This window comes from Bacillus sp. FMQ74 (assembly GCF_001875785.1).
Lineage (GTDB): Bacteria > Bacillota > Bacilli > Bacillales > Bacillaceae > Bacillus > Bacillus stercoris.
Genome location: NZ_MOEO01000009.1, coordinates 133,642 through 157,962 on the forward strand (window position 1 = coordinate 133,642; position 24,321 = coordinate 157,962).

General features: G+C 43.5%; 25 protein-coding genes. 9 read left to right on the forward strand and 16 right to left on the reverse strand.

Features of this window, described 5'->3' with window-relative positions:
- Window positions 1-92: 92 nt before the first annotated feature.
- The 3 genes from BLL41_RS17035 to purT all read right to left on the reverse strand — a co-directional run bounded on the left by BLL41_RS17035 (window position 93) and on the right by purT (window position 2,709).
- A complete protein-coding gene (locus BLL41_RS17035; protein WP_071578759.1) occupies window positions 93-491 on the reverse strand; it encodes a YbfJ family protein in 399 nt (132 codons plus the stop codon).
- Window positions 454-1,395: an extracellular metalloprotease Mpr gene (mpr, locus tag BLL41_RS17040; protein ID WP_071578760.1), complete on the reverse strand. Its 942-nt coding sequence runs from the start codon at window positions 1,393-1,395 to the stop codon at window positions 454-456. The genes BLL41_RS17035 and mpr overlap by 38 nt, the downstream gene beginning before the upstream one ends.
- A 144-nt stretch (window positions 1,396-1,539) precedes the next feature.
- Window positions 1,540-2,709, reverse strand: coding sequence for a phosphoribosylglycinamide formyltransferase 2 (gene purT, locus BLL41_RS17045; protein WP_256252459.1), 1,170 nt, complete (start codon window positions 2,707-2,709; stop codon window positions 1,540-1,542).
- Between the two features lie 206 nt (window positions 2,710-2,915).
- On the opposite strand from purT, the gene BLL41_RS17050 reads away from it, so the two are divergent.
- The 3 genes from BLL41_RS17050 (at window position 2,916) to BLL41_RS17060 (ending at window position 5,403) form a co-directional block, all read left to right on the forward strand.
- Entirely contained in the window at window positions 2,916-3,743 is an 828-nt protein-coding gene (locus tag BLL41_RS17050; RefSeq protein WP_071578761.1) for an AraC family ligand binding domain-containing protein, read from the forward strand.
- A complete protein-coding gene (locus BLL41_RS17055; protein WP_071578762.1) occupies window positions 3,740-4,660 on the forward strand; it encodes a DMT family transporter in 921 nt (306 codons plus the stop codon). The genes BLL41_RS17050 and BLL41_RS17055 overlap by 4 nt, the downstream gene beginning before the upstream one ends.
- 314 nt (window positions 4,661-4,974) lie before the next feature.
- Window positions 4,975-5,403 carry a hypothetical protein gene (locus BLL41_RS17060; RefSeq protein WP_071578763.1) on the forward strand — a complete coding sequence of 143 codons (429 nt, stop codon included), beginning with the start codon at window positions 4,975-4,977 and terminating at the stop codon, window positions 5,401-5,403.
- A 21-nt stretch (window positions 5,404-5,424) separates the two neighbouring features.
- Here BLL41_RS17060 and BLL41_RS17065 read toward each other — a convergent pair whose 3' ends face one another.
- The 3 genes from BLL41_RS17065 to BLL41_RS17075 all read right to left on the reverse strand — a co-directional run bounded on the left by BLL41_RS17065 (window position 5,425) and on the right by BLL41_RS17075 (window position 7,928).
- On the reverse strand, window positions 5,425-6,675 hold the full coding sequence (locus BLL41_RS17065; RefSeq protein WP_071578764.1) for an MFS transporter: 1,251 nt from the start codon (window positions 6,673-6,675) through the stop codon (window positions 5,425-5,427).
- Window positions 6,672-7,589: a bifunctional helix-turn-helix transcriptional regulator/GNAT family N-acetyltransferase gene (locus BLL41_RS17070; protein WP_071578765.1), complete on the reverse strand. Its 918-nt coding sequence runs from the start codon at window positions 7,587-7,589 to the stop codon at window positions 6,672-6,674. Before BLL41_RS17070 ends, BLL41_RS17065 begins: the two co-directional genes overlap by 4 nt.
- Window positions 7,590-7,679: 90 nt before the next feature.
- Complete coding sequence (locus BLL41_RS17075; RefSeq protein WP_071578812.1) at window positions 7,680-7,928, reverse strand: YbeF family protein; 249 nt, start codon at window positions 7,926-7,928, stop codon at window positions 7,680-7,682.
- Between the two features lie 292 nt (window positions 7,929-8,220).
- On the opposite strand from BLL41_RS17075, the gene glpT reads away from it, so the two are divergent.
- Both glpT and BLL41_RS17090 read left to right on the forward strand, forming a co-directional pair.
- Window positions 8,221-9,555: a glycerol-3-phosphate transporter gene (gene glpT / locus BLL41_RS17085; protein WP_040084398.1), complete on the forward strand. Its 1,335-nt coding sequence runs from the start codon at window positions 8,221-8,223 to the stop codon at window positions 9,553-9,555.
- 98 nt (window positions 9,556-9,653) lie between these two features.
- Window positions 9,654-10,544 carry a glycerophosphodiester phosphodiesterase gene (locus tag BLL41_RS17090; RefSeq protein ID WP_071578766.1) on the forward strand — a complete coding sequence of 297 codons (891 nt, stop codon included), beginning with the start codon at window positions 9,654-9,656 and terminating at the stop codon, window positions 10,542-10,544.
- Window positions 10,545-10,572: 28 nt separating this feature from the next.
- Here BLL41_RS17090 and BLL41_RS17095 read toward each other — a convergent pair whose 3' ends face one another.
- Both BLL41_RS17095 and BLL41_RS17100 read right to left on the reverse strand, forming a co-directional pair.
- Window positions 10,573-12,198 (reverse strand): Na/Pi cotransporter family protein, encoded by a 1,626-nt coding sequence (locus BLL41_RS17095; protein ID WP_071578813.1) that lies wholly within the window; start codon window positions 12,196-12,198, stop codon window positions 10,573-10,575.
- A 207-nt stretch (window positions 12,199-12,405) separates the two neighbouring features.
- The gene (locus tag BLL41_RS17100) at window positions 12,406-14,025 is read right to left on the reverse strand and encodes a glutamate/serine transporter AimA (RefSeq protein ID WP_071578767.1); all 1,620 of its coding nucleotides are present in this window, start codon (window positions 14,023-14,025) and stop codon (window positions 12,406-12,408) included.
- 267 nt (window positions 14,026-14,292) lie between these two features.
- Between BLL41_RS17100 and BLL41_RS17105 the strand changes: the two genes are divergently transcribed.
- The gene (locus BLL41_RS17105; RefSeq protein WP_003234883.1) at window positions 14,293-14,553 is read left to right on the forward strand and encodes a hypothetical protein; all 261 of its coding nucleotides are present in this window, start codon (window positions 14,293-14,295) and stop codon (window positions 14,551-14,553) included.
- 40 nt (window positions 14,554-14,593) lie between these two features.
- Here BLL41_RS17105 and cypC read toward each other — a convergent pair whose 3' ends face one another.
- Complete coding sequence (gene cypC / locus BLL41_RS17110) at window positions 14,594-15,847, reverse strand: CYP152 family fatty-acid peroxygenase CypC (RefSeq protein ID WP_071578768.1); 1,254 nt, start codon at window positions 15,845-15,847, stop codon at window positions 14,594-14,596.
- A gap of 171 nt (window positions 15,848-16,018) precedes the next feature.
- Here cypC and blaOXA point away from each other — a divergent pair, with 171 nt between their 5' ends.
- Complete coding sequence (blaOXA, locus tag BLL41_RS17115) at window positions 16,019-16,822, forward strand: class D beta-lactamase (protein ID WP_071578769.1); 804 nt, start codon at window positions 16,019-16,021, stop codon at window positions 16,820-16,822.
- Window positions 16,823-16,848: 26 nt separating this feature from the next.
- On the opposite strand, the gene BLL41_RS17120 is transcribed toward blaOXA, so the two are convergent.
- The 4 genes from BLL41_RS17120 to BLL41_RS17135 form a co-directional block, all read right to left on the reverse strand.
- Window positions 16,849-17,040 (reverse strand): YbxH family protein, encoded by a 192-nt coding sequence (locus tag BLL41_RS17120; RefSeq protein WP_071578770.1) that lies wholly within the window; start codon window positions 17,038-17,040, stop codon window positions 16,849-16,851.
- 17 nt (window positions 17,041-17,057) lie between these two features.
- Window positions 17,058-17,306 (reverse strand): sigma-G-dependent sporulation-specific acid-soluble spore protein CsgA, encoded by a 249-nt coding sequence (gene csgA, locus BLL41_RS17125; protein ID WP_003234887.1) that lies wholly within the window; start codon window positions 17,304-17,306, stop codon window positions 17,058-17,060.
- 110 nt (window positions 17,307-17,416) lie between these two features.
- Window positions 17,417-18,805, reverse strand: coding sequence for an amino acid permease (locus BLL41_RS17130; protein WP_071578771.1), 1,389 nt, complete (start codon window positions 18,803-18,805; stop codon window positions 17,417-17,419).
- 319 nt (window positions 18,806-19,124) lie between these two features.
- The gene (locus BLL41_RS17135) at window positions 19,125-20,309 is read right to left on the reverse strand and encodes a DUF4885 domain-containing protein (protein ID WP_071578772.1); all 1,185 of its coding nucleotides are present in this window, start codon (window positions 20,307-20,309) and stop codon (window positions 19,125-19,127) included.
- A gap of 131 nt (window positions 20,310-20,440) precedes the next feature.
- Here BLL41_RS17135 and BLL41_RS17140 point away from each other — a divergent pair, with 131 nt between their 5' ends.
- Window positions 20,441-21,298 (forward strand): hypothetical protein, encoded by an 858-nt coding sequence (locus BLL41_RS17140; protein ID WP_071578773.1) that lies wholly within the window; start codon window positions 20,441-20,443, stop codon window positions 21,296-21,298.
- Window positions 21,299-21,383: 85 nt separating this feature from the next.
- Complete coding sequence (locus BLL41_RS17145) at window positions 21,384-22,154, forward strand: serine/threonine protein kinase (RefSeq protein WP_071578774.1); 771 nt, start codon at window positions 21,384-21,386, stop codon at window positions 22,152-22,154.
- On the opposite strand, the gene BLL41_RS17150 is transcribed toward BLL41_RS17145, so the two are convergent.
- The 3 genes from BLL41_RS17150 to BLL41_RS17160 form a co-directional block, all read right to left on the reverse strand.
- On the reverse strand, window positions 22,139-22,402 hold the full coding sequence (locus tag BLL41_RS17150) for a hypothetical protein (RefSeq protein ID WP_071578775.1): 264 nt from the start codon (window positions 22,400-22,402) through the stop codon (window positions 22,139-22,141). The two genes, BLL41_RS17145 and BLL41_RS17150, sit on opposite strands and share 16 nt — an antisense overlap.
- 109 nt (window positions 22,403-22,511) lie before the next feature.
- Window positions 22,512-22,865 (reverse strand): hypothetical protein, encoded by a 354-nt coding sequence (locus BLL41_RS17155; protein WP_071578776.1) that lies wholly within the window; start codon window positions 22,863-22,865, stop codon window positions 22,512-22,514.
- A gap of 209 nt (window positions 22,866-23,074) precedes the next feature.
- The gene (locus BLL41_RS17160) at window positions 23,075-24,247 is read right to left on the reverse strand and encodes an MFS transporter (protein ID WP_071578777.1); all 1,173 of its coding nucleotides are present in this window, start codon (window positions 24,245-24,247) and stop codon (window positions 23,075-23,077) included.
- Window positions 24,248-24,321: the final 74 nt, after the last annotated feature.

Consider the following 24,321-nt stretch of genomic DNA (forward strand, 5'->3'; position numbering starts at 1 on the left):
TTCTTATTATCTCATATTATAAATTTCCAGTATATAGTTTGGCTTCCTGTGATAAATAAAAAAAGCAGTTTCCCTTAAAATCAGGGAAACTGCTATTCTTTGAAGACTAATGGAATGATTTGATCTTTTTTATCCTCTGTTAATGAAATTTGATGGGTTACTGATGTTTCACCCTTCGTCAACGCGACTGAATAATCGCCTTTTTGACCGGTATCCCATTTGATGTCTCCGTTTTTGTCTGTTTTACCGAGTATCTCGCCGATCTCTTTACTCGGCTCCTCATCTGACGCAGGCGCTTTGACAATCGTCACTTGAACTCCTTCGACCGGAAGCCCCTTAGCATCCTCCACATGAAGAGTGACAGGAATCGCCATTTCTTTTTGAGAAGAATGCGTCTGCGAACTGCATCCGCATAAAAACAAAATAATTATGAATATAGCTAGTTTGCTGTATTTATTGATTTGCCCAATATTGAATATTGTTGAATACATCGTTCGTCACCCTTGTTCCCAAGTTATATGACGATCCCCCGTTCGTGTGAATTGCAATAGCTGTCTGCCCTGTATCACTGTAGTTTCGATATACAGGCGAGCCGCTTTGGCAGCCGTACGTATCGGTTGTATAGGTCAGCTTATACGTTTCAGCAGAGCGAATCGGCTTTGTATCAGACCACATCGTGCCAAATACCTTGTCACACGGGTATCCTGTCACTGACGAGGAAAGGCCCACGGGACTGCTGCTGTTTGTTGTCCGATAGCCGTACCAGCCAACCGTGTTTCCAGGAGAACCGTTTAACTTAATAGCTCCGTAATCATAATTGGTGTCTTTGCTTTCCGTCCATCCTTTGACTGAGTAAAACATCGTGCCGGAATAAGTTCCGTATGGATATGACGAATCATTGCGTCCCGGCGCGGCGGTTATCGTTGAAGCCCATCCATGATCCTGGCTGTACACACAATGTCCAGCCGTGACGACTGTATTTGGATTGACTAAAAATCCGGTACATCCATAAGTGCTTGAAGTGTTGGGATACTTGATTGACAGCTGAACAGTTGCTCTATATGGAAAAGAAGTCGTGCTGGAGATTCTGGTGCGTTCATCAGTTCCGATAATGCTCGAAGGCTGTAAGGTTTGAATGTTTTTTTCCAGTTCCGTTTGGCCGCCGTATAATGATTTACTTGTTTTTCCAGTTCCCTCATAAGGTGCGGAAACCTGTTCTGCTTTTGACGTTTGGTTTTTCGTGGCATCAGCTTCTTTACCGGTATTCGATACAGAAGTTTGCGGGTTCTCTGCCGCTTTTGCCGGTGCGCCGAAAGATACCGCTGCTGCCAAAGCCAAACACAAAACCGTTAAGTAAGCGAACCATTGTTTTCTGAATGTTGGAACTAATTTCATTTTGTCATCTCCCTCCTTTAGTGTCAACCACCCATATCGATGGAAGACTTTTACATTATAATCAGGTTTCGGATTCTTATGATAAAACTTTTATGGAGAAAGAAAAAAATCAGGCCTTGTACTATGACAAGGCCTGCTCAAACTCTATTTTATCGTTAGCTGATCCAATGCTTTCTTTGCATTCTCTCTCGCCGTTTCGACTGTATCAGCAGCAGAAAGCGCAACTGCCATACGCCGTCCGGTTTTCGTTATTGGCTTTCCAAAGACACGCACTTGTGTCTGTGGGACTGCCAGTGCGTTTTCCAGTCCTTCAACAGTATAATCTGCTAATTCTTCCGGTGCTTTGAGGGGCCTGCTGGCGCCAGGTGAAAGCTGGGTGATTTCTGTAATCGGAAAGCCGAGAATCGCCCGGACATGCAGCGCGAATTCTGACAAATTTTGCGTCACCAGCGTGACAAGGCCTGTATCATGCGGGCGGGGAGATACCTCACTGAAATATACCTTATCTTTCGCAAGGAACAGTTCAACACCAAACAGGCCGTATCCGCCAAGCTCATCCGTGATCGCTTTTGCAATATGCTTCGCTTCTTCCATTTGCTGCTCTGTCATATGATGCGGCTGCCACGATTCGATATAATCCCCGTCCTTTTGCACATGACCGATCGGCTCACAAAATGTCGTACCGTTAACCGCACGTACGGTTAAGAGTGTGATTTCTGATTCGAAAGGGATAAACTCCTCAACGATCACGCGGCCGTTTTTCACCCGTCCGCCTTCCATCGCCGTCTCCCAGCAGCTCTCTAAATCCGCTTCAGAGCGGCACACACTTTGGCCTTTTCCAGAAGAACTCATCAATGGCTTAACGACACAAGGAAAACCGATCTGAGCTGCCGCTTGTATAAATTCATCATATGTATTCGCAAATTCATAGCCAGCCGTCGCAAGTCCAAGCGTTTCCGCCGCAAGCCGTCTGATGCCTTCCCGATCCATCGTCAGCTTGGCCGCACGGGCATTCGGGATGACGTGAAATCCTTCTTCTTCAAGCTTCAGCAATTCATCCGTCGCAATCGCCTCAACCTCAGGCACAATCAAATCCGGCTTTTCTTTCTCAATGATGGTTCTGATCTGCTCGCGGTCCAGCATATCAACGACATAGCTATTATGCGCAACCTGCATCGCCGGAGCATGCTCATAACTGTCAACTGCCACCGTCTGTACCCCAAGACGCTGGGCTTCAATCACTACCTCTTTACCTAACTCACCTGAACCTAACAATAAAACCTTCTTTGATTGATACATCTTTGCCCCTCCTATCTGTTCCAAACCATTATAACTGAAATATTCAAAAAATAAATTTTTATTAAAATAGAAAATATCATTATGAAAACATGAAATTTTTTGATTCCTAAACGAAAGCAGACCAATAAAGGTTAACTTTTTAAACAGCAACATCATACAAGAAATCCCCCAAAACCATGCTACACTTAATCCAAGACCACCATACCGACAGGAGGCATCCCATGCAAAACGAAACCCGCACACTGCAGCTTGACCCACATCTTCATATAGAAGCCTACCGCTTCAAGGGGATTATGCAAAAGTTCCCGAACCACTTTCACGATTATTATGTGATTGGATTTATCGAAAAAGGGCAACGGTATCTGGCCTGTCAGGATCAAGAATATATCATCAATCCAGGTGATCTTCTCCTCTTTAACCCCCGTGACACGCATAGCTGTGAACAGATTGACGGCCGGACGCTTGATTATCGTTGTATCAATGTCATGCCGGACATCATGGAGAAGGCGGTGAAGGAAATTACCGGCGCCGGACATCTCCCTTACTTCTCCCAGCATGTGCTATTCCGCCATGAGCTGACAGCCAGCCTGCAGGAATTGCATATTTTGATATCCGAGGAAAAACAAGCTTTGCGTAAGGAGGAGCTGTTTCTTCATCTAATAGAAGAGCTGATCCGCCATTATTCAGATGTCACGTTCCTTAACAGCGTTCCCGAACCATCCGACGAAGTCAAATTGGTTTGCGAATTTTTAGAAGAGCATTATGCCGAAAACGTCACGCTCAATGATTTGAGTGAATTAACAGGATGGAGCAAGTATCATTTATTGCGTTCATTTACAAAACAAAAAGGCATTACCCCTAATAGCTATATGGAAACAATCCGGATTAATCAAGCGAAAAAACTTCTTGAACAAGGGGTAAGACCGATTGATGCAGCATTTCAGACAGGGTTCAGTGATCAGAGCCATATGACAAAGTTTTTCAAACGGCAGGTGGGGCTGACGCCGAAGCAATACATGAAGATTTTTGAAAAGGAGCTTCAGAGATGAGCATACAAAGAGAAACATCCGGGCATATCGCAGCCATTGTGACCATTCTGATTTGGGGGACGACCTTTATTTCGACAAAGGTTCTGCTGGCTGACTTCTCTCCAATGGAAATATTATTTTATCGGTTTTTGATGGGCTTTATCGCTCTTATCCTCGTCCGTCCCAACATAATCCCGTTCAGAAATTGGCGGCAGGAGCTGTTGTTTGCCGGGGCTGGTTTATTTGGCGTAACCTTATACTTTCTATTAGAAAATATAGCTCTCACCTATACATACGCATCCAATGTCGGCATGATCGTGTCCATTATACCGATGATCACTGCGGTTTTGGCCCATTTTCTGCTCGAAGGCGAAAAACTGCGTCTGACTTTTTTGATTGGATTTGTCTCGGCACTGATCGGGCTTTTATTGATTACGTTTAACGGTAATGTGGTACTGCGTCTAAATCCGCTCGGAGACATCATGGCAGCCGGAGCCGCTCTCGTGTTTGGAGGCTACTCGATATTCATGAAAAAATTAAGCGCTTACGAATACCACATCATCGAGCTGACACAGAGAGTATTTTTGTACGGCTTATTGTTTATGGTTCCCGCCTTATTTTTGTTCGACTTCCATTTTGGCCTGAGCCGATTTTCATCTGCTTCGAATGCACTTAACATGCTTTTCCTAGGCATTGGCGCTTCTGCCCTGTGTTTCGCCACTTGGAATTATTCAGTTGGCGTTCTCGGAGCCGTCAAATCCAGTGCGTATATTTACATGGTCCCGGTTATCACAATCGCCGCTTCCGTCCTGATTCTGCACGAAAACATGACATGGATCGCTCTTCTAGGAGGTGCACTTACACTTTTAGGCCTCTACATTTCAGAGCTGAAACCGAAAGCGAAACTGATGGATAACGGATCTAAAATGGATGCTTAACGGCATCTATATCACAGGAACGGCGCTCACTGCGTTCCAAATCGACTTTATCAAAATCTATCTAACAGTCTTGGCTTACCGACTGAACTTTATGTAATTCAATAACTCAAACATTGAATACTTAAATTTACACTTTACCATTTTGACGTTGCAATATATAACAACGCTACTTCTGGACTTAAGACTTCGATTACATTTAAAATAGGCCCTGAAGCAGAAGCAGTTGCAGTACTCTTCCGTATATTATTAATAGTCTTGATCTCCATGGGTCCTTTTAGAGGGTTCATGGAGTTATTCTTAAGGGGGGATTCTATATGAAAAACAATATACATACATATCAGGAAATCATAAAAAAAATAGAAACCGAATTGTACCCAAGAAGCCAAAATGAAAGAGATTTACTTTTATACTTAATGCAACAAGACTCACTCACACTCAACCAAATGAAAGTATGCTTAACTGAACCGCAACTCACATTCAAACACACCGTCAAAATCGTTTGTTTCGTGACATTCATAACTTTATATATTTATTTTTTCAGCACTCGTTTTAATGAATTAATAGAATTAGCTGTACAAATGTTTTTTGCCTTGATCGGCCTTTTTTGGGTTTTTATTGTTTCCCCATTTTCAAGAAAAGTTCAAATCTCTGAGCGCTTCAAACAAAAATCCCAAAACGCCCGCATAGTCGGTATGATCGACTTCGTATTAGAACAAAAATACAAAAAAAGCATCTCTGAATGAGATGCTCCCCCTCTGCCCTTATCACTTCTCTATCACAGCCGCACTGTCACGCGTGACCGCCGCGGGCTCCCTCAGTATCACATTCATCACGCTCGCCAGCACGAGCATTCCAATCGACAAATAAAAAGCCAGTGTATACTCACCTGTTATCGTATAGATGACGCCAGGCACGTACGCGCCAAGTGCCGATCCGATCTGGTGGGCGAGTGACAGCCAGCCAATCATGAGGCCGATTGAGTAGTTTTGAAAGTACTGGGTGGCGAGCATTTGAGTCGGTGCTACCGTTGCAAAGTCCACTAATCCAAACAGAATCGCAAAGGCTAAAAGCAAGTAGGGCTCGTGGCTGTATAAGAGAATCACGATCGACATCGCGCGCACCGCATATAAAAAGCATAGGATTTTCCGGCTGCTCCACCGGTCCGCTACAATTCCCGACAGTAAGATGCCGGCAATATTAAAGCCTGCCAGCAGACTGACAGCGGCACTCGTGACTGTCGTTGAAAAGCCGTGATCGTGAGAAAAGGGAATCAAATGGGTATCCATCAGCCCCACGGTCGTAAATCCGCAAATCAAAAACGGCAAAATCAAAAACCAGAATTGCCTCATCCGAAACATCCCAGTCACTGAAAGAGCAGTTGTGTTGGGCGCTGTTTCTTTTTCCGCAGCAGCCAGTCCGCCTATCGGCTCCGCATTCTTCTCTGAAGGCTTGTTTCTCAGCATCAGCAGCGCAGCCGGAAAGACAATCACGATTAACAGCAGCCCTAACACCACAACCGTCAGCTTCCAGCTAAACCAATGGATCAGCATGAGTGAGCCAGGAACGAGAAGCATTTGCCCCGCGCCAAATCCTGCTTCCATGATCCCAAAGGCTAGTCCCCGCTTTTTACTGAACCAATTGACGACCAATACACTTGCTGCCACATTCGATGCTCCGCCAACTCCAAGCGAGACACCCAGCCCATAAAGCAAAAACAGCTGCCAAGGCGAAGTAACAAGGTATGTTAAGAAAATGCTGACGCCTGTCAGTAACGCACTCCATGCCAAAACAGCCCGAGCACCCCATTTGTCTACAAGCCGACCGATCACAGGCTGTGATATGCCATAAACAATAAAGCTCATCGTCGAAATCAACGAGATCGTGCTTCTATCCATTGAAAATTGCCGTTCCCACGGCTCCACAAACGCACCAAACGACAGCCGCACCCCCTGAACCGCCAATAAGATCAAAAAGGTGACGGAGACGATGATCCAAGCATAGTGCAGTCTTTTCATGACAGCTCCAAATCCCACCGTTCTTCTGTAAGCTGCTGTCCCCATAATGGCGCTTCTTGTTTCACTTCACTTATCCTGAATCCAAATTTTTCGTAGAGCGGACGAGCCTCAGCCATGGTGCTCACCGTCCAAAGGAAAATGCGGTCAAACTTCATGTCTTGGCAGTATGCAACCAGATGCTCCAGCAATTGAGTGCCGAGCCCCCTGCCCCTAAAAGCCGCATCAACCAGAAACCATCTGAGCTGGACTGTCTTATCATCATGCTTGACCAACCCGACAGAGCCGGCAAATTTCCCGCCGCTTTCCGCAATCCATATTTTTTCGATGTCAGCGTCAAATGTCTCCTGAAGGTAAGCTAAAAACGTGTCGTCCCAACCGTGAGCCTCCGCATAAAATTGTCTTTGTTTCTCAATAAGGAGTTGAAGATCATCCGACAGAAAATAATCTCTAATCGATATCTCTGATGTTCTGGCAGAAAGCGACTGTGAAAGGATCGCTTCAATCTCTGCCATCGCCTCGGCAAGCTTGTGCTGGTCCTTTTGGTTGATTTCCTTCAGCATCAGTTCTACTTGTTCGTTGGCTTTCTCCTCCAGCTTTTTATAAATCGATTTTCCGGTTTCTGTAACAAAAATATAATGGTGACGGGCGTCCTCTTTGCTCTTCTGTTTATAGATTAAATCTTCTTTTTCAAATTGCTTTAAAATCCTGCTGACATATCCCCGGTCAAGCTCCAGCTTATCCTGAAGGGCTTTTGCCGTACAATTGGGCGTATTATAAATTTCAAATAATATCCGTGTTTCCGTTAAGGAAAACGGACTGTCGTAAATGTGCTCATTAAGAAAACCAAGGACCTTCGTATAAAATCGATTGAACTTTCTGAATTTTAATCCGACAGATGATTCACTTGTTTTCAAATCAATCCCACCTTCTCATATCGTTGATTAAGTCAATTATATTCTTATATAGTTGCCTAAGTCAACGATACAGGAGAAAGTAAGGCATTTTTATTTTCCTGATGCTTTCCTTTTCCTTACCACAATCAATGTGATATAGGATAAAGCCAGGGAAATCAAGCTATAGACTACAGCCCATCCCAAAAATGATTCATTAAAAGTGGTAAAGGTGAGCACTAGAGAAATCACCAAACTAAGCATTGGCATCAGATACGCGTTTTTACAAATACAAGTCCCGACAATCGACAACAACATAATTCCTAACGGTAAAATACCGAATGCGATATCTAATTCATCCACCTGCAACAGCCTCCCTCCAGATTTTTATGCTGCCAGTAAAAAAACATAACTCCATTTAGTAAAAGGATAATATTTACTTTCTTAATACCAATTTGAAATTACCCGTTTACATTCGCTCTAGACTATGATAACTTAAGAAAGCGCTATCATAATAAGTTAATAGCTTGGATGGAGATGAGGAGAGCCAGGAATCCAACCCCTTTTGACAAGGGGTGTTTTCTGGCTCTTTTTGTTTTTCAGAAAGGAGGAACTCCACACATCCAGCACAAACAGCAAAGGGGGATAATTTTTAATGCTTCATATATTTAAACCGGCTCCACACATTGAGAGACTGGATGATTCAAAGATGGATGCGGCTTATAAACGGCTCAGGCTGCAAGTATTCATTGGTATTTTCATTGGCTACGCAGGCTACTACCTGCTGCGGAAAAACTTTGCCTTTGCCATTCCTTATCTGCAGGAACAGGGATTTTCCAAAACAGAACTGGGTTTGGTGCTGGCCGCTGTGTCCATTGCGTACGGCTTCAGCAAATTCATCATGGGAATGGTGTCTGACCGCTGTAATCCGAGATATTTTCTCGCAACAGGCCTATTTTTATCAGCAATCGTTAATATTCTATTCGTTTCAATGCCGTGGGTGACTTCGAGCGTCACCATCATGTTTATCTTTATGTTTATCAACGGATGGTTTCAAGGAATGGGCTGGCCGCCATGCGGCAGGACAATGGCCCATTGGTTTTCTATAAGTGAACGCGGCACAAAAATGTCGATCTGGAATGTCGCACATAACATAGGCGGCGGTATTCTTGCTCCGCTTGTCACTCTTGGCATCGCGATGTTCGTCACTTGGAAAAGCGTGTTTTTCTTCCCTGCCATCATCGCCATTATCATTTCATTTTTAATTGTTTTATTGGTTCGTGATACGCCTCAATCCTGCGGACTCCCGCCAATTGAAGAGTATCGGAATGACTATCCAAAACACGCTTTTAAAAATCAGGAAAAGGAATTAACAACAAAAGAAATCCTTTTTCAATATGTGCTGAATAACAAATTTCTTTGGTATATCGCGTTTGCCAATGTATTTGTTTATTTCGTGCGATACGGCGTGGTTGACTGGGCGCCTACTTACTTAACAGAAGCCAAAGGCTTTTCTCCTGAAGACTCGCGCTGGTCCTATTTTCTTTACGAATATGCCGGCATACCGGGAACCATTTTATGCGGCTGGATCAGTGACCGATTCTTCAAAAGCCGCCGGGCACCGGCAGGCGTTTTGTTTATGGCGGGCGTTTTCATTGCCGTACTGGTGTACTGGCTGAATCCGGCCGGCAATCCGCTCGTAGACAATATCGCCTTGATCAGCATCGGCTTCTTAATCTACGGACCTGTTATGCTGATCGGCCTGCAAGCGATCGATCTAGCACCGAAAAAAGCAGCCGGTACTGCAGCCGGTTTGACTGGATTTTTCGGATACATCGGCGGATCCGCCTTTGCAAACGCCATTATGGGCTTTGTCGTTGACCGGTTTGATTGGAACGGCGGCTTTATCATGCTGATCTCTTCCTGCATTCTTGCCATCGTCTTCTTGGCTTTGACGTGGAATACAGGAAAACGGGCAGAGCACGTTTAAGAAAGACACATAAAAGATTAATCATTTTCCAACACGCCGTTTACATCCATTTTTTAATATGAAAGACAAGTAGTCTTTATCAATAAGGAGGAGAAATCATGAGAAAAAATAGAATACTTGCCTTGGTTGTTCTGTCGCTGGGCTTACTCGCATTTATGACAACGCCAGTGTCAGCAGCGTCAAAAGGAAACCTGCTGTCACCTGACCGTATCCTGACTGTCGCACACAGAGGGGCTTCTGGATATGTGCCTGAGCACACGATTCTGTCTTACGAAACCGCTCAAAAAATGAAAGCAGATTATATTGAATTGGATCTGCAAATGACAAAAGACGGGAAATTGATTGTCATGCACGACGAAAAACTGGACCGCACCACAAACGGAACGGGCTGGGTGAAAGATCATACGCTCGCAGACATTAAGAAGCTGGACGCCGGTTCTTGGTTTAATAAAGCTTATCCTGAAAAAGCGAAGCCGCAGTACGCCGGCCTTAAAGTTCCTACATTAGAAGAAGTATTAGACCGTTTCGGAAAGCACGCGAACTACTACATTGAAACAAAATCGCCTGACACCTACCCTGGTATGGAGGAAAAACTGATCGCTTCTTTGCAGAAACATAAATTACTGGGCAAACATTCTAAGCCCGGCCAGGTGATCATTCAATCGTTCAGCAAAGAAAGCCTGTTAAAAGTCCATCAATTACAGCCAAAACTGCCAACTGTTCAATTGCTGGAAGCCAAACAAATGGCGTCAATGACAGATGCTGAACTGGAAGAAATCAAAACATACGCTGTCGGTGCAGGCCCGGATTATAAAGCTTTGAATCAAGAAAACGTCCGTATGATCCGCAGCCACGGCCTCCTGCTGCACCCTTACACAGTCAATACAGAAGCAGATATGCACCGCCTGCTTGATTGGGGCGTGACAGGAGTGTTCACAAATTACCCTGATGTCTTCCAGAAAGTGAAAAAAGACTACAAAAAAGCATAGAATCCTAGGATTCTATGCTTTTTCCTCATTAATTTTCACCAATAACAGCTTCAGCAATATTTACCGCATGATCGCCGATACGCTCCAAGTTGCTGATCATATCAACAAAGACGATGCCCGCTTGTCCAGTACACAGCCCTTCATTCAAACGGATAATATGCTTTTTGCGAAGCTTCCGTTCCATTTTGTCAATGTCATCTTCTTTTTCAATGACTTGTTCAGCTATCTTTGCATCAGCGTGGTGCAAAGCTTCTATGGACGCCTTCACAGTAGAAATCGTCAAATCCATCATTTCAATTAAATCCGCCATGGCAGATTCAGTAATAACCACACGATGCGACTGCTGATATTCTATCAATTCAATCACATTTTCGAAGTGATCTCCGATTCTTTCAATGTCTCTGACCGTATCCATCAACATATGATGCTCCTCAGACTCGTGCTCTGAGAGAGAACTTGAAGAAAGTTCGATCAAATAATCGGTAATTTTCCGGTCGAGATTGTTAACCGCATCCTCTATCTGATATGCATTGGCCGCATATTTTGGCTGCTTTGTCACCAAAAACTGCTTTGTGACTTCCAGCCCCTGCACCGCAAAATTCCCCATTTGGATCACTTCTTCTTTTGCCTGTCCGAGAGCAATAGATGGCGATTGTTCAATAAAAATCGGATCAAGATGCGACTTATATTCGACCATAGAATCCTTGCCCGGAATCAGTTTTGTTACGATCAAAGCCAATATCCCGACAAAAGGAAGCTGTATAATCGTGTTGGTCGTATTAAAGATTCCATGTGCGAATGCAATTGTCATTTTCGGATCAAGCCCCATCGAAGCCTGAAGAGACAAAATCAATGCTGTAAACGGCTTAAGAAAAATCAGGAAAATCGCTGTCCCGATTAGGTTAAACAGCACATGAGTAGCAGCAGCACGTCTCGCCGCAACAGATGCACCTAAAGACGCAAGAACCGCGGTGATCGTCGTCCCGATATTATCACCGAATAACACTGGCAGCGCACCGTTAATATCAATCAGCCCATCTGAGAATAAACCTTGCAAGATGCCGATCGTGGCGCTGGAGCTTTGCACAAGAACCGTAAACAAAGTCCCAATGACAGCACCTAGAACCGGATTAGAGCTCATACTGACAGTTAAATCATGAAATGCCTCAAGTGAACGGAGCGGTTTCATGCCGCCGCTCATTAACTCCAGCCCATAAAACAGAGCCCCAAACCCAAACACAATCTGACCGGCATTTTGCACATGTTTATGCTTAAAGAAAAACAGTAAAAATCCGCCGACAGCAATAATCGGCAAAGCATAAGCCCCTATGTCAATCCCGATAATAAACGCGGTAACCGTTGTTCCAATATTGGCTCCCATAATAACACCAATGGCCTGACGAAGCGTCATAAAGCCCGCACTGACAAGCCCGACGGTAATAACCGTCGTTCCCGAGCTGCTTTGAATCAAAACCGTCACAATGATGCCCGCCAATACGCCCATCAGCGGATTGCTTGTAAAACGGTCTAATATATTTCTCAATCTATCCCCAGCCGATTTCTGAAGTCCGTCTCCCATGAACTTAATTCCAATTAGGAAAATACCGAGACCCCCGAAAAATTCGAACAGTAATGTTTGGATATCAATCGTCAACGCTTTCACCTCTGTCTCGACATATATCAGCAAAACTCCCTATGATTATGTTTCAAGTTCATATGAATGTAAATGAATCTCCTAACAAATTTACACTAACTTAACAATGGGCCTTTAAAACCTAAATTGAATTTACAATGGTGTAACATTTTGAACCGATATGGCTATCAACAAAAAAACCTTGCGCCCTCTGCGCAAGGTTTTCATTTATTCTTTTCCGGCAGCAGCTTCTGACTGTCCATTAAGCAGCTGAGAATTTATCTCTTTCGCATCCTTTAAGTATTCTGTCTGATAGCCGCTCTTCAGCGCCCACACATAGAATACAAGTGATACCATCGCAATCAGAACCATATCCCAGCCATAATGAATGACATTCAGGCCGCCGAATTTATCACTGCCCAAATAAGAAATGACCATCATGGCCAGCAGATAAAACACCATCCAGACGCCGGCTTTGAAGTTTCGGCCAAACCCTTTCCATTTCGCCTTCGCCTGATAATAGAAGTAAATCGGCAGACCGATCAGAATAATAAACAGAACCTGTCCTGTTAACGGCCAGCGGGCCCAATACAGCACTAGCGACGCAAAGATAAATCCAAGCGGCGCAATCACGTTTAAGCCTTTTAAACGAAGAGGCCTGTACAGGTCTTTCCCCGTCCGTCTCAATGTCATCACTGTAACCGGGCCGGTGATATAAGAAATTAACGTAGCAACAGAAATAATTTCTGCTAACACGCCCCACCCTCTGAACAGGAACAAAAAGATGAACGAAACAATCAAGTTAAAGAACATTGCTTGTCGCGGCACGCCGTAAATCGGGTGAAGCTTCCCGAATATACTCGGCATATATTTGTTTTTTTCCATTCCGTAAATCATTCGGGACGTTGTCGCCGTATACGTAATCCCAGTTCCAGACGGTGATACAAATGCATCCGCATATAACACAATCACCAGCCAGTTAATATTCAGCGCGATCGCCAAATCAGCAAAAGGAGAATTAAAGTTCAGATGGCTCCAGCCGTGAGCAATATCAGAAGGATTCACCGCTCCGATGAAGGCGATCTGCAGCAGGACATAAATGACTGTTGCAACGAAAAGAGAGCCGACAACTGCAATCGGAATTGATTTTCCCGGATTTTTTGCTTCACCCGCCATATTAATCGGGCTTTGGAAACCATTAAACGCAAAAACGATACCGGAAGTGGCCACCGCTGTCAGCACACTCGCCCAGCCATTCGGCGCAATGCTTTGACCGTCAGTAAAGTTTTCTCCGTGGAATCCGACAAACAGCAAAGCTCCAATCGTCAGACCCGGAATAATAATTTTAAAAATTGTAATGAATGAATTCGCTTTAGAAAATAGATTGACTGTCCAGTAGTTCAGCAGGAAATAAATGAGAAGCAATACAGAGGCAAATGCCAGTCCCTCCCCAGTCAGTGTTCCATTCTTCACCAAACTGCTTGTCCATTTCGCCCATTCCCAAGGCCAAGAGCTCATATATTGAACAGAGGCCACCGCTTCAACCGGAATAACAGACACAATCGCAATCCAGTTGGCCCAGCCTGCAATAAAACCGATAAACGAACCGTGTGAATATTGCGTATATTTTACCATTCCCCCGGCTTCAGGGAACATAGATCCTAATTCACTATAAGAAAGAGCAATAAATAAAATGACGACCATTCCAATAATCCATGAAATAATAGCAGCTGGTCCTGCTATTTGGGCCGCACGCCACGCCCCGAACAGCCAGCCTGAGCCAATCATTGACCCGAGCCCGACCATCATGAGGGAAAACGTTCCCATTCTTCGATGCAATTGATTCATATCGTAAACACCTTTCATGTATGATGGCATTCTCTTGCTAATTATATTATTATTCTGATTACTTTAGTTTGTCAATATTTATCGAATTTTGTCTAAAAATAATAATAAATCAATGTATATTACCTTCCAATACAGGAATGAAGTCACTAGTTTTTCAAAAATGGAATTTACTGAAAATTCGAATGATAAAAACATAATAGGTTTAGCTATAACCAAAACGGGAATGATACAGGAAACACTACTCTTAAAATAGAAAGGAGTATCACCATGAAACAAAAACTGTTACTTTCAGGTCTCGCTGTTTCAACTGTCGGCATCACTTCTTATCTATTAAAAGACCCGTCAAATCGCCAAAAAGCAAGAGAATTCATTCACAGCATGAAGATGAAAATAACAAAACAGCCAGACATGGAAACGTTCCCAGTCGATAAAGCCGGCCACCCGGACCCACAAGATATCGAGGACAACAAAATGGTATCAGAAGGCTCCATGTATCCCGTCCAATACTACGATGAAAAAAAGAAGTAATTAAAAAGCTCTCTTCGATAAGGAAGAGAGCTTTTTTGATTTACCTTTTCCGTCTGATTCCGCTCATTACAAAGCCGCTATCAGGCAACGACGGCATTCTGGCGAGACTGTAATGAAGTGATTGTTCCGGAACGTCGTATTCAATCTGATTGACGAGAAAATCCAGGCTCGCTTTCATGACTTCAATTGTAATGCCCTCCCCTGGACAGCGATGGCCTTTCTCGGCGTGCCCTCCGCCTTGAGGAATCAAATCAAACGGATTTTCCTCCCGCTCCGCAAATCGTTCCGGCCGGAATTCATCGGGATGATTCCATAGACGAGGATCGTGATTCGTTCCATATACATCAAGTAATACCGATGTTCCCTTCTTAAACTCACAGTTATTCCATACAAAGTCCTTTTTGACAAGCGCCCCTAAAAACGGGCCGAACGGATAATATCTGCGAACCTCCTGCACAAACATTTCTCTTTCCCGGCTGCTACCCGACCGCAGCCATTTCTTATACTTCGGATGCTCATGAAGCGCCAAAGCTGAAAACACAAGAAAGTAAGAAATGGCAACAATAGGCCGCAGTACATTAATCAGTTCAATGGCTGCTATCCGGGAATCCAACTCGCTTCCATCTTCTTGTTTGTGAAACGCCATTTCATGCAGCGCTGTTCCGGCAGGTGTTTTGAGCAAGCCGGCGCGTACATCTTCAATCATGACTTCAATCCACTCTTCCGCACGAGGCCTTGCTCTTCTTCCCTTCCAATGCCGCGGTCCCACAGCACCGAACGCGTCGACCATGTCAATGAAGTCATCCGCTCTCTCTTTGACTTCCGTTTCCTTCAGCGGAACACCTGCCCAATAGCACGCTACCCGGCACAGAATTTCTTTTGCTTCTTCAAATAACACAACCTGATCTGCCTTCTCCCATCTTGTGACTGCTGCTTTCCACTCCTCTGTCATCAACTCAGCCAAACGTTTTTGATGCGGCGGTGTCATCAATGACAGAAAAAGCATCTTCCGATGGATATGCGCACTGCCATCCATTCCCTGGATCGCATTGACGCCAAACAGCGTTTTCTGCACGCGCTTCGGCAAAGCGCCCTGCCGCTGGAACCGATCCGTATCATAAAACACCTTCGCCGCCTCAGCGCCAGTCATGCAAATAAAGTTTTTTCCCAATAAACGGGCCTGAAACAGATCTGAATTGTAGCGCTCTGCTCTGTTTTTAATAAATAAATATCCTTCCTGTAGCAGCGTCAGGCTGTTATCAAGACTTTTGTCATGTGGAATCTGCTCATTCATCCGCTTACCCTGCCTTTCTTTTTACCCTCTATTTTCACGTTATCTTCCGAATATAAACCCAGTAACAGTATTTGTTTGTAAAACCAAATTTACGCGCTTTTGATTATTTTTTAAAGGAAGAACAAACGAAAGAGAGAAAAGATAGTTAATCAAAATAAAGGGGAGAACAAAATGAAGAAATGGATATATGTTGTGCTTGTGCTGAGTATTGCAGGGATCGGCGGCTTCTCCGTCCACGCAGCATCATCTGCTCATGAAAAGCACTTGAATGTCAGCAGAATGAATGTCGATGATGAATTCAAGGATACGGATGGAACCTTCATACTCCACGATTTGCAAAAGGATCAGACATTTGTCTACAACAGAGAACGGGCAAATCAAAGACAAACCCCGCAGTCCACCTATAAAGTCGTGAACGCCTTAATTGGTTTGCAGGTCAAAGCTGTAAGAGATGAATACGATGTTAAACGATGGGACGGGGTCAAGCGTGAATTCGAATCATGGAACCGCGACCATACGCTTGGCTCGGCCATGCGCGAATCCGCAATCTGGTATTATCAAGCGTTAGCGCGGGATATCGGCGAGGAAAGAATGAAAACATGGCTTCACATACTATCTTACGGCAACGAGGATATCAGCGGTGGAATCGACCAGTTTTGGCTGCAAAGCTCTCTGACAATATCTCCGCTGGAACAAGAAGCCTTTTTGGAGAAGCTATTTAAAGAGGAGCTTCCATTTGACAAGCCGGTGATGAAAACCGTCAAGCGCATGATGATTCAAGAGGAAGGCGATCATTATACGCTTTACGGGAAAACCGGAACCCGCCTGACTGATATGGGATTAGGCTGGTTTGTCGGATTCATCAAAACAGAGCATGGCTCTTATGTCTTTGTCACCAATGTCGATGATTCTGGTACAAAAGCCAAAAACATCACCGTGGATATCCTGAAAAAGTATGGCTTGATCACATCATAAGTGAAAGAGCCCTGCATGGCAGGGCTCTAAATCTCATGCTCAAAACAATAATGATTCACAAGCTCTTCAATCAAATCATGATCGGGATATTTCCCGTTAAATTCAAATTCGATTTCTTCCACAAATTCTCCTTGATGGTACACATGGATGGCTCCGTTTTGACGGACAACGCTAAACTCCGGCTGAAATGTATATCCGCTTCGTTCAATTGCTCCCATTCCTTAACCCGCCTTTCTCAAAGCAGTAATTCATACACCTCGTTTAATTCCTTGGCCCGTTTTTGATCCTGTTCATTCTGCGCATACTTAATTTCTTTTTCTAATACATGGTTCAAAAAAGACATTTCATTATCATCTAAGTCTTTTACAAATTCCTCTTCATTCGCATACCGCTTCGCAAGCATCTTCTTGCAAATCCGCTGGCAGACCTCATTCTCAAGATGATTTGAAAGTGATTCACGCAAATAACCGAGTGTAACATCCATTTTATGAACACCTTTCCTTCTGCTATCTTTACCCTATAGCTTGCTAAAATAGGGAAAATCCATACGCGAAAAATAAAAAAAGAGACATCCGTAAATGTCTCTTTTTATCGTTATTCAGCTGCTTGTTGGCTTTTTGTCAAATTGGCTTGTGTGCGTTTACCTATCCCAAACACATAATAACTAATGACCACAAGTGCTAAGAAAATCACGCCTACAATCAGAGAGAGACGAGTATCATCGTTAAACCACATGCCGACTAGGACCATCAGCAAGAAAGCAATCGTCAAATAGTTTGTAAAAGGAGCAAATGGCATTTTAAATGGATGTTTATCTAATGCGGCGCCCTTCGCTTTTCTGAATCCGATATGGCTGATCAAAATGATAAACCAAGGAATCATCCCAGGAAGCACACTTGCGCTGTATACATAGACAAAGATCTTCGGCGGTGCGATATAGTTTAGTACAACACCGACAGCCAAACCGATCAGCACCGCAATTGTGCCATACAGCGGCACACCGTTGCGTGAAATCTTCGTAAAGAATTTCGGTGCTTGTCCATTTACACCCAGTGTATACAGCATGCGGCCCGCACTGAAAATTCCGCTGTTACAGCCCGACATTGCCGCTGTAATCACAACAAAGTTAATAATGCCGGCCGCTGCCGTAATTCCGATTTTCGAGAACGTTGACACGAACGGACTTCCGAGTGAATTGAGCTCATCCCAAGGATACACCGTCACAATCACAAAAATAGCGCCAATGTAGAAAATCAAAATACGCCAGATAATACTTTGAATCGCGTTTCTTAGCGTGTTTTGCGGGTCCTTCGCTTCGCCCGCTGTAATCCCGATCAGCTCAACTCCTTGATAAGCCGCAATGACAAGCGACAGCGCAAAGAAGAAACCTGAGAAACCTCCTGCAAAGAAGCCCCCGTGAGACCACAGATTCGACAATCCGATCGCATCTCCGCCGTTGCCAAAACCGAAGAAAATAATTCCGATCCCCGCAATAATCATCAAGATAATCGTCACGATTTTAATCATCGCAAACCAAAATTCAAATTCACCAAACGACTTAACAGAAATTAAGTTCGCCGCGCCAAGAATCACCATTGCCACGATACCAGGTATCCAAGCAGGCAAGTCCGGGAACCAATACTTCATATAAGAACCGACAGCGATAATTTCTGACATGCCGACGATAATCCACTGGAACCAGTTGCTCCATGCTGTTATATAACCTGCCAGCGGATGAATATATTGATGGCCGAATGTTGCAAAAGAACCTGTACTCGGCTCGACATACAGCATTTCACCCATCGCACGCATAATAAAAAAGATAAAAATTCCGCATATTGCATAAGCCAGAAGGACAGATGGGCCAGTCCATGAAATCGTGCTGGCAGACCCCATAAACAAGCCAACACCGATCGTACCGCCCAAGGCGATCATCTGAATATGACGCGCGCCCAGGCCCCTCTTTAATTCTTTATTTGCCACTCCTCTTCCTCCTCCTAACAAAAATAATCACAAATGAGAAAACAAACAGCAGATCTGCTTGCCCCCACATCACTCAGTGATAACAATCAGAAAATTCAAACTAAAAATTGTTATATAATCTCCTAAATTACTTATTTCATCATAATAAATTTCTCTGGAAAATACAATTGTTTTTTTCAGACAAACACCTTTGCGCTGAGTTTTGAATCATTCACTTCATTTAAAATCTTCTATATAAAAATAATAAAATTATTTGAATATTAAAATTATAATTTTATTATTCAAATAAAAAATAAGCTGTTCTAAATGAACAGCTTACCTAATAATTTACGCCCGTTTGACGCTTTAATGCTTCAAGCCACCCGGTATCTCCGGTTCCATAGCTCTTGCTTTGTCCCACATCTCTCAGAGATCCATTGCTGTAATCAATTGATAAGATGAAATCCGGAATGGCATCATACCCAGCTTCCGCAATTTCACTAAGCTCTGAACGATAGTGAGATATAGCATAAGAGGCCGTCTCTTTTTGCGCAGGATCTTTTTCAAGCTCTTCTTTATAGACGTCTAATAAGTCACGTCCATCAGGCGTTACATACCGCCCATCAATCACTTCTAAATCCTTCAAATGGTAGCCTGTGACTTCGTACATCTCACGAGCAGCCTGATACTTTTTATAGGCCTCTTTGGAAAATTGTGTTGAATCACTGCTTTGGCTTTTCATGATGTGCAAAAATAGTTCTTTGCTGTTGTCTCCAGATTGCAGCGCTTGCTCAATTTGCTTGATCAGATCCTGATCGTCTGTCCCGCTCACCCGCACCTGATAATCAATCGGCGTAATCGTAAACGTCAGCTCTGTCCCCTCCGGAATGTGAATATGGCTCCGATTCAAAAGCACTTGCAACTGCTGGTTAACCTGGCTCCGCTGATACACCTTTTCATTCTCAGCTTCCACTTCTCCATTAAATGTAACATTGCGAAACGCAGCATCCTGGAGGTTATAGTTTTGGGCCTTGCCTTTGAATAGCCATTCTGTTTCATTATCGTAAGCAGCCTGTCTTTCTGCGGCAGACAGGTCACTTCTGAAATAAGGAGACTTTGAATTTTGGTACTTATCCTTAATATAGCCTAATGGATCAGGCTTTGATTTGTTTATGGCATTCATCCTGCTGTATTTTTCATCTAGTATTTTGATTCTGATTTCACTCTCAGAGTCATAGGCGTTATTGGATTCTATCACTGTTTCTTTCCCTGTGTCTGTCACTGTTCGGTCATTCGCTGATTGATACACTTTGCTGAACGTCCCGCTGTTTCCCGACACACTGGTTTTAGAATAATTGAACTGATTGATTCCCACAGTTGAAGATCGTGGCTCAAGCCTGCTGTATGCCTTTTCTAGAACTGCCGCTGTCCTTTCAGTCAAATTCTCCCGTTTGGCAGGCGCATTCTTGCTTAATATATTCTGTGCCATCAGCTGAGTGCGGATAAATTGCCGATTCAGACGCATTGAATTCCCTCCCGAGTATTCTCTCTTACTCTTTTTTATCGGTGGTTATGATGTATATATTAACCTCAAAAAACATTTATTTACACAAAAACCGTTATTATGTATGATGGAAATAAAAGGAGGTTGTTTACATGGCGAAAAAATGGCTTATTCCATTTGCTATTATGCTGTCTGTCTTATTCACCTTTACGTATTCGGCATCAGCTGCCGGCATCACTGCTATCACAGGAAACAATTCATTTGATACCGCAATGCCAATCGGTTATTGGAAATATAAAAATATCGATACAACGATACTGGAAGCCGGTCAAGATGAAGCCTATTTCACTTTTACGGCTAATAAGGGAGAAAAGGTATACGTGAGAAGTACATACCAGAGCGCGTATACAGGGATGAAAATTGAAATTTACGATAAGAACAGAATACCTGTTTCTCAAGGCACAGAAGTCATTAACCCCAATACGTTCTCTTCTTTTATTTATGCAAATGCAGACGCCCAAAACACGACGGATACCTTCTATGTGAAAGTGTCACGAGGCACCTATACTGGAAACATGTACTTTACGCTTTCAATTGAAGACCGAATCAAATCAGGCAGCGGAACATTCCAATTCAGCGGCATTGCTGAAAATAAAGGAAATACAAGCCTTAGCCCCTCAGGTTCAGACTCCAGCGTGATCAAGGTTGATGTAACAAACCAATCTGGGATACCGCGTGATGCCATTGTAACCAGAGTGCAAACAACCGCCACTCAAACACCAAGCCAGGGAAATACACGACACCTGATCATGACAAGCGAAAATAACGAATGGCGCCGTGCCCTTGTAAACAGCTCGACTTCTGGGTCTTATGATATCTCTTTGTCAGATCAACTCAGTGTGGCAAAGGTATGGAGTTTTAAATATAATACATTAGCGACTGCCAGATCGACGATGAGCAATGTCAAAGCAAAAATAGATTATGAATACGACGTGACAAAGCAGTTTTAACTTATACCGAGCCGGTTATCCGGCTCTTTTTTATTCTCAGTCTAGAAGGTAAACTATAGTCAGTACAACCAAGGGAAGTGCAGACATGGCATTAAAACTTCTAAAAAAACTGCTATTTGACCGCCCTCTAAAGAACGGCATTATCTTAAATCATCAATACAGAATTGAAGAATGCCTCGGCATGGGCGGCTACGGTTTGGTTTATTTGTGCACCGATATCCTAACTCAAACACCTTATGTCTTAAAAAAGCTTCGGCCGACAAAAGCCAAAAAGGAAAAAGAGAAAGTCCGGTTCCAACAGGAAATAAAACTGCTCAAAAGCATTCACCACCCGCAAATTCCGGACTTCATAGACGATTTCATCATAGACGGACAGGCTTATTATGTCATGCAGCTCATTGAGGGAGAGAATATAGAAGAATTATTATTTTTTCGAAAACAGCCGTTTACAGATCTTATGGCATTACAGATGATTTCGCAGCTGCTTGAGATTATAGAATACCTGCATGATCGCCTTATCTTTCACAGCGATATCAGAACACCTAATATCATCATCAATAACGGCAGGCTCTGCCTCATCGATTTCGGCCTTGCAAAGCAATTGACTCCTGAAGAAACGGAGGAAATAAAGGTGCGAAAACAGGATGACTTCTTCGATCTCGGAGAAACGCTGTTATTTCTGCTGTACTCTCAATATAAAGAGAAAAAGAAGAAAAACGGCACTTGGCTGGAGGAATTAACGCTGACAAAAGAAGTAACCCTGCTGCTGAAAAAATTATTGGGCATTGATGAAGAGTATCAGCACACCGCTTCCATTCGCGAGGATCTAAACCGGGCCATTCAATCGGTCACATAAAAAAACCCTTGTCCCAAAAGCGGAACAAGAACTTTTTTCGGATCAACTGCTGCTGTAGCTCCGGCGTTTGTAACGATGACTCCCGCCATAACGGTCGTAGTGTCTTCTTTTGCCCGAGCTGCTGCTGTAGCTGCGATAATGTCTGCGCCGGCTGCTGCTGTAATGCCGGTGTCTGCGATATCGGTCACTAGAACTGCTTGAGAGGTACTTAATCGTTTTGATGATTTTTTTAAACATATGCTGTCCACCCCATTTCTTTCTCCCTATTATATAAATTTTATAAGAGAAAGAAAAAGAATCTCTTATCGCAGCAAGGAGAGGGCTGCTACTTAAATACAAAACGTAATTCAGCGGTATTCAATTCATGTATTCACACAAAGCCTTTTTCTCTTCTTCCTGCTCGATAAACAGATGATTTTCAGGACGGCCCAAAACAGAAAAAAGCGCCAAAAGCAACTTCCATCCCCGGATCGGACTTCCGCATCTAAACTTCAACACTTCTCCTTCCGCTAAAGTAAACCTCAAAGTTGGGCTTGTACACCAAGCAATCTTCACTTGAATAACATGTTCACCAGGCGGCAAATCAATTCGCAGCCTCCCTCCATCTTTGATATTTCCCATCTCAGCCCCATCAATTAACACTGAATACCCTCTCAATTTGTTGATGTACTGCGATGTTCTGCTCATTTCAATGTACGTCTTTTGATTCACGATGACACATCCTCAAAGTAATGTTCTTACAGGCGAGAAGCGTTAGAACCTTTCCGCCATCCGTTATTTCCATTCCTAGTATATTATAACTTGTTGTACCTCAGATGATCTCCGTCGGCAAAAATCTCTTTCAGCTTCAGTGTGTCTTCTACTTGGGGTTATAAAAAAACACCCGCTTGTATAACGAGCGGATGTTAGATCTTTCGAAATTAATGATTGATATCTTTTAGCGTCTGTTTCGGTTGTGAATGGAAAATCAGCAATGATGCAATAATGGCAATCATAACCCCTAATGCACCAATCCAGGTAATCGAGGCTAATGATACGTTTTCTACAAAAACCCCTCCTATCCCTGCGCCAACTGCCATGGCGAGTTGCATCATGGACTGATTCATGCTGAGCAAAACACCTGACATTTCCGGTTCTATTGTAGCTAAGTGAAATTGCTGTGTCGGACCGGTGGACCATGCGGCAAACGACCATAATATGAGAATCACCAACACTCCGATATAGGAATCAGTAACAAATGACAGAAGAATCAGTGTGACGATATGCAATGTCATCCCGCCAACAAGTGTAAAGGGCACTCCCCATTTGTCGGTGCTATATCCCCCAAACTTCGATCCAACCAAACTGGCAATTCCAAATATAAGCAAAACACCGCTAAGCAGCTTGCCGTTTATACCTGAGATGTTCAAGAGATACGGTGACAAATAAGTGTAAGCAACAGAATATCCCCCGAGCCAGAAGAAAGTGATTGATAATCCCATAGCCACTTTCCGTTTTTTGAAAAGAGCAAGCTGTTGAAGCAAAGGCACAGGTTTATCCCCTTCAGTATGCGGAAGAGTAAAGAATATAACTGCCATTGCGATCAATCCCAACAAAGCAATTGCTCCAAATACAGACTTCCAGCCTAGTGCAACTGCTATCATTCTTCCAAGTGGAACACCAATGATTAAAGAAGCGGTAAATCCCATCACGACAGTAGCGATGGCACTGCCCTGCTTCCCTTCTGATGCAATCTTAGCCGCAATCGTTAATGCGGTAACAACGACCACACCTGCTCCCATCGCCATAATGATCCGCGCTGCAATAAACCATCCATAACCAGGGAGCACAAAAGCCAGGACATTACCGAACACAAACAAACCTAGGGCATACTTCATCAATTTGCGTCTATCCATACTTGCTGTCAACGCCATAAGTACGGGTGTGGAAAGAGCATATACAAGTGAAAAAATGGTAATAAGCTGGCCCGCGGCGGCCAAGGTTATCCCGAGTGTATGAGCAATGTGATCCAAAATTCCCGAAATGATGTACTCTGAGGTTCCAACTAAAAAGCTGACAATGGCTAAAATATAAATTTTCCAAGTATTAGACATAAAGCATTCACTCCTTAATCATTAATAAACATATCACGAAATATCGATATGTTATTACAAAAAATAAACACATC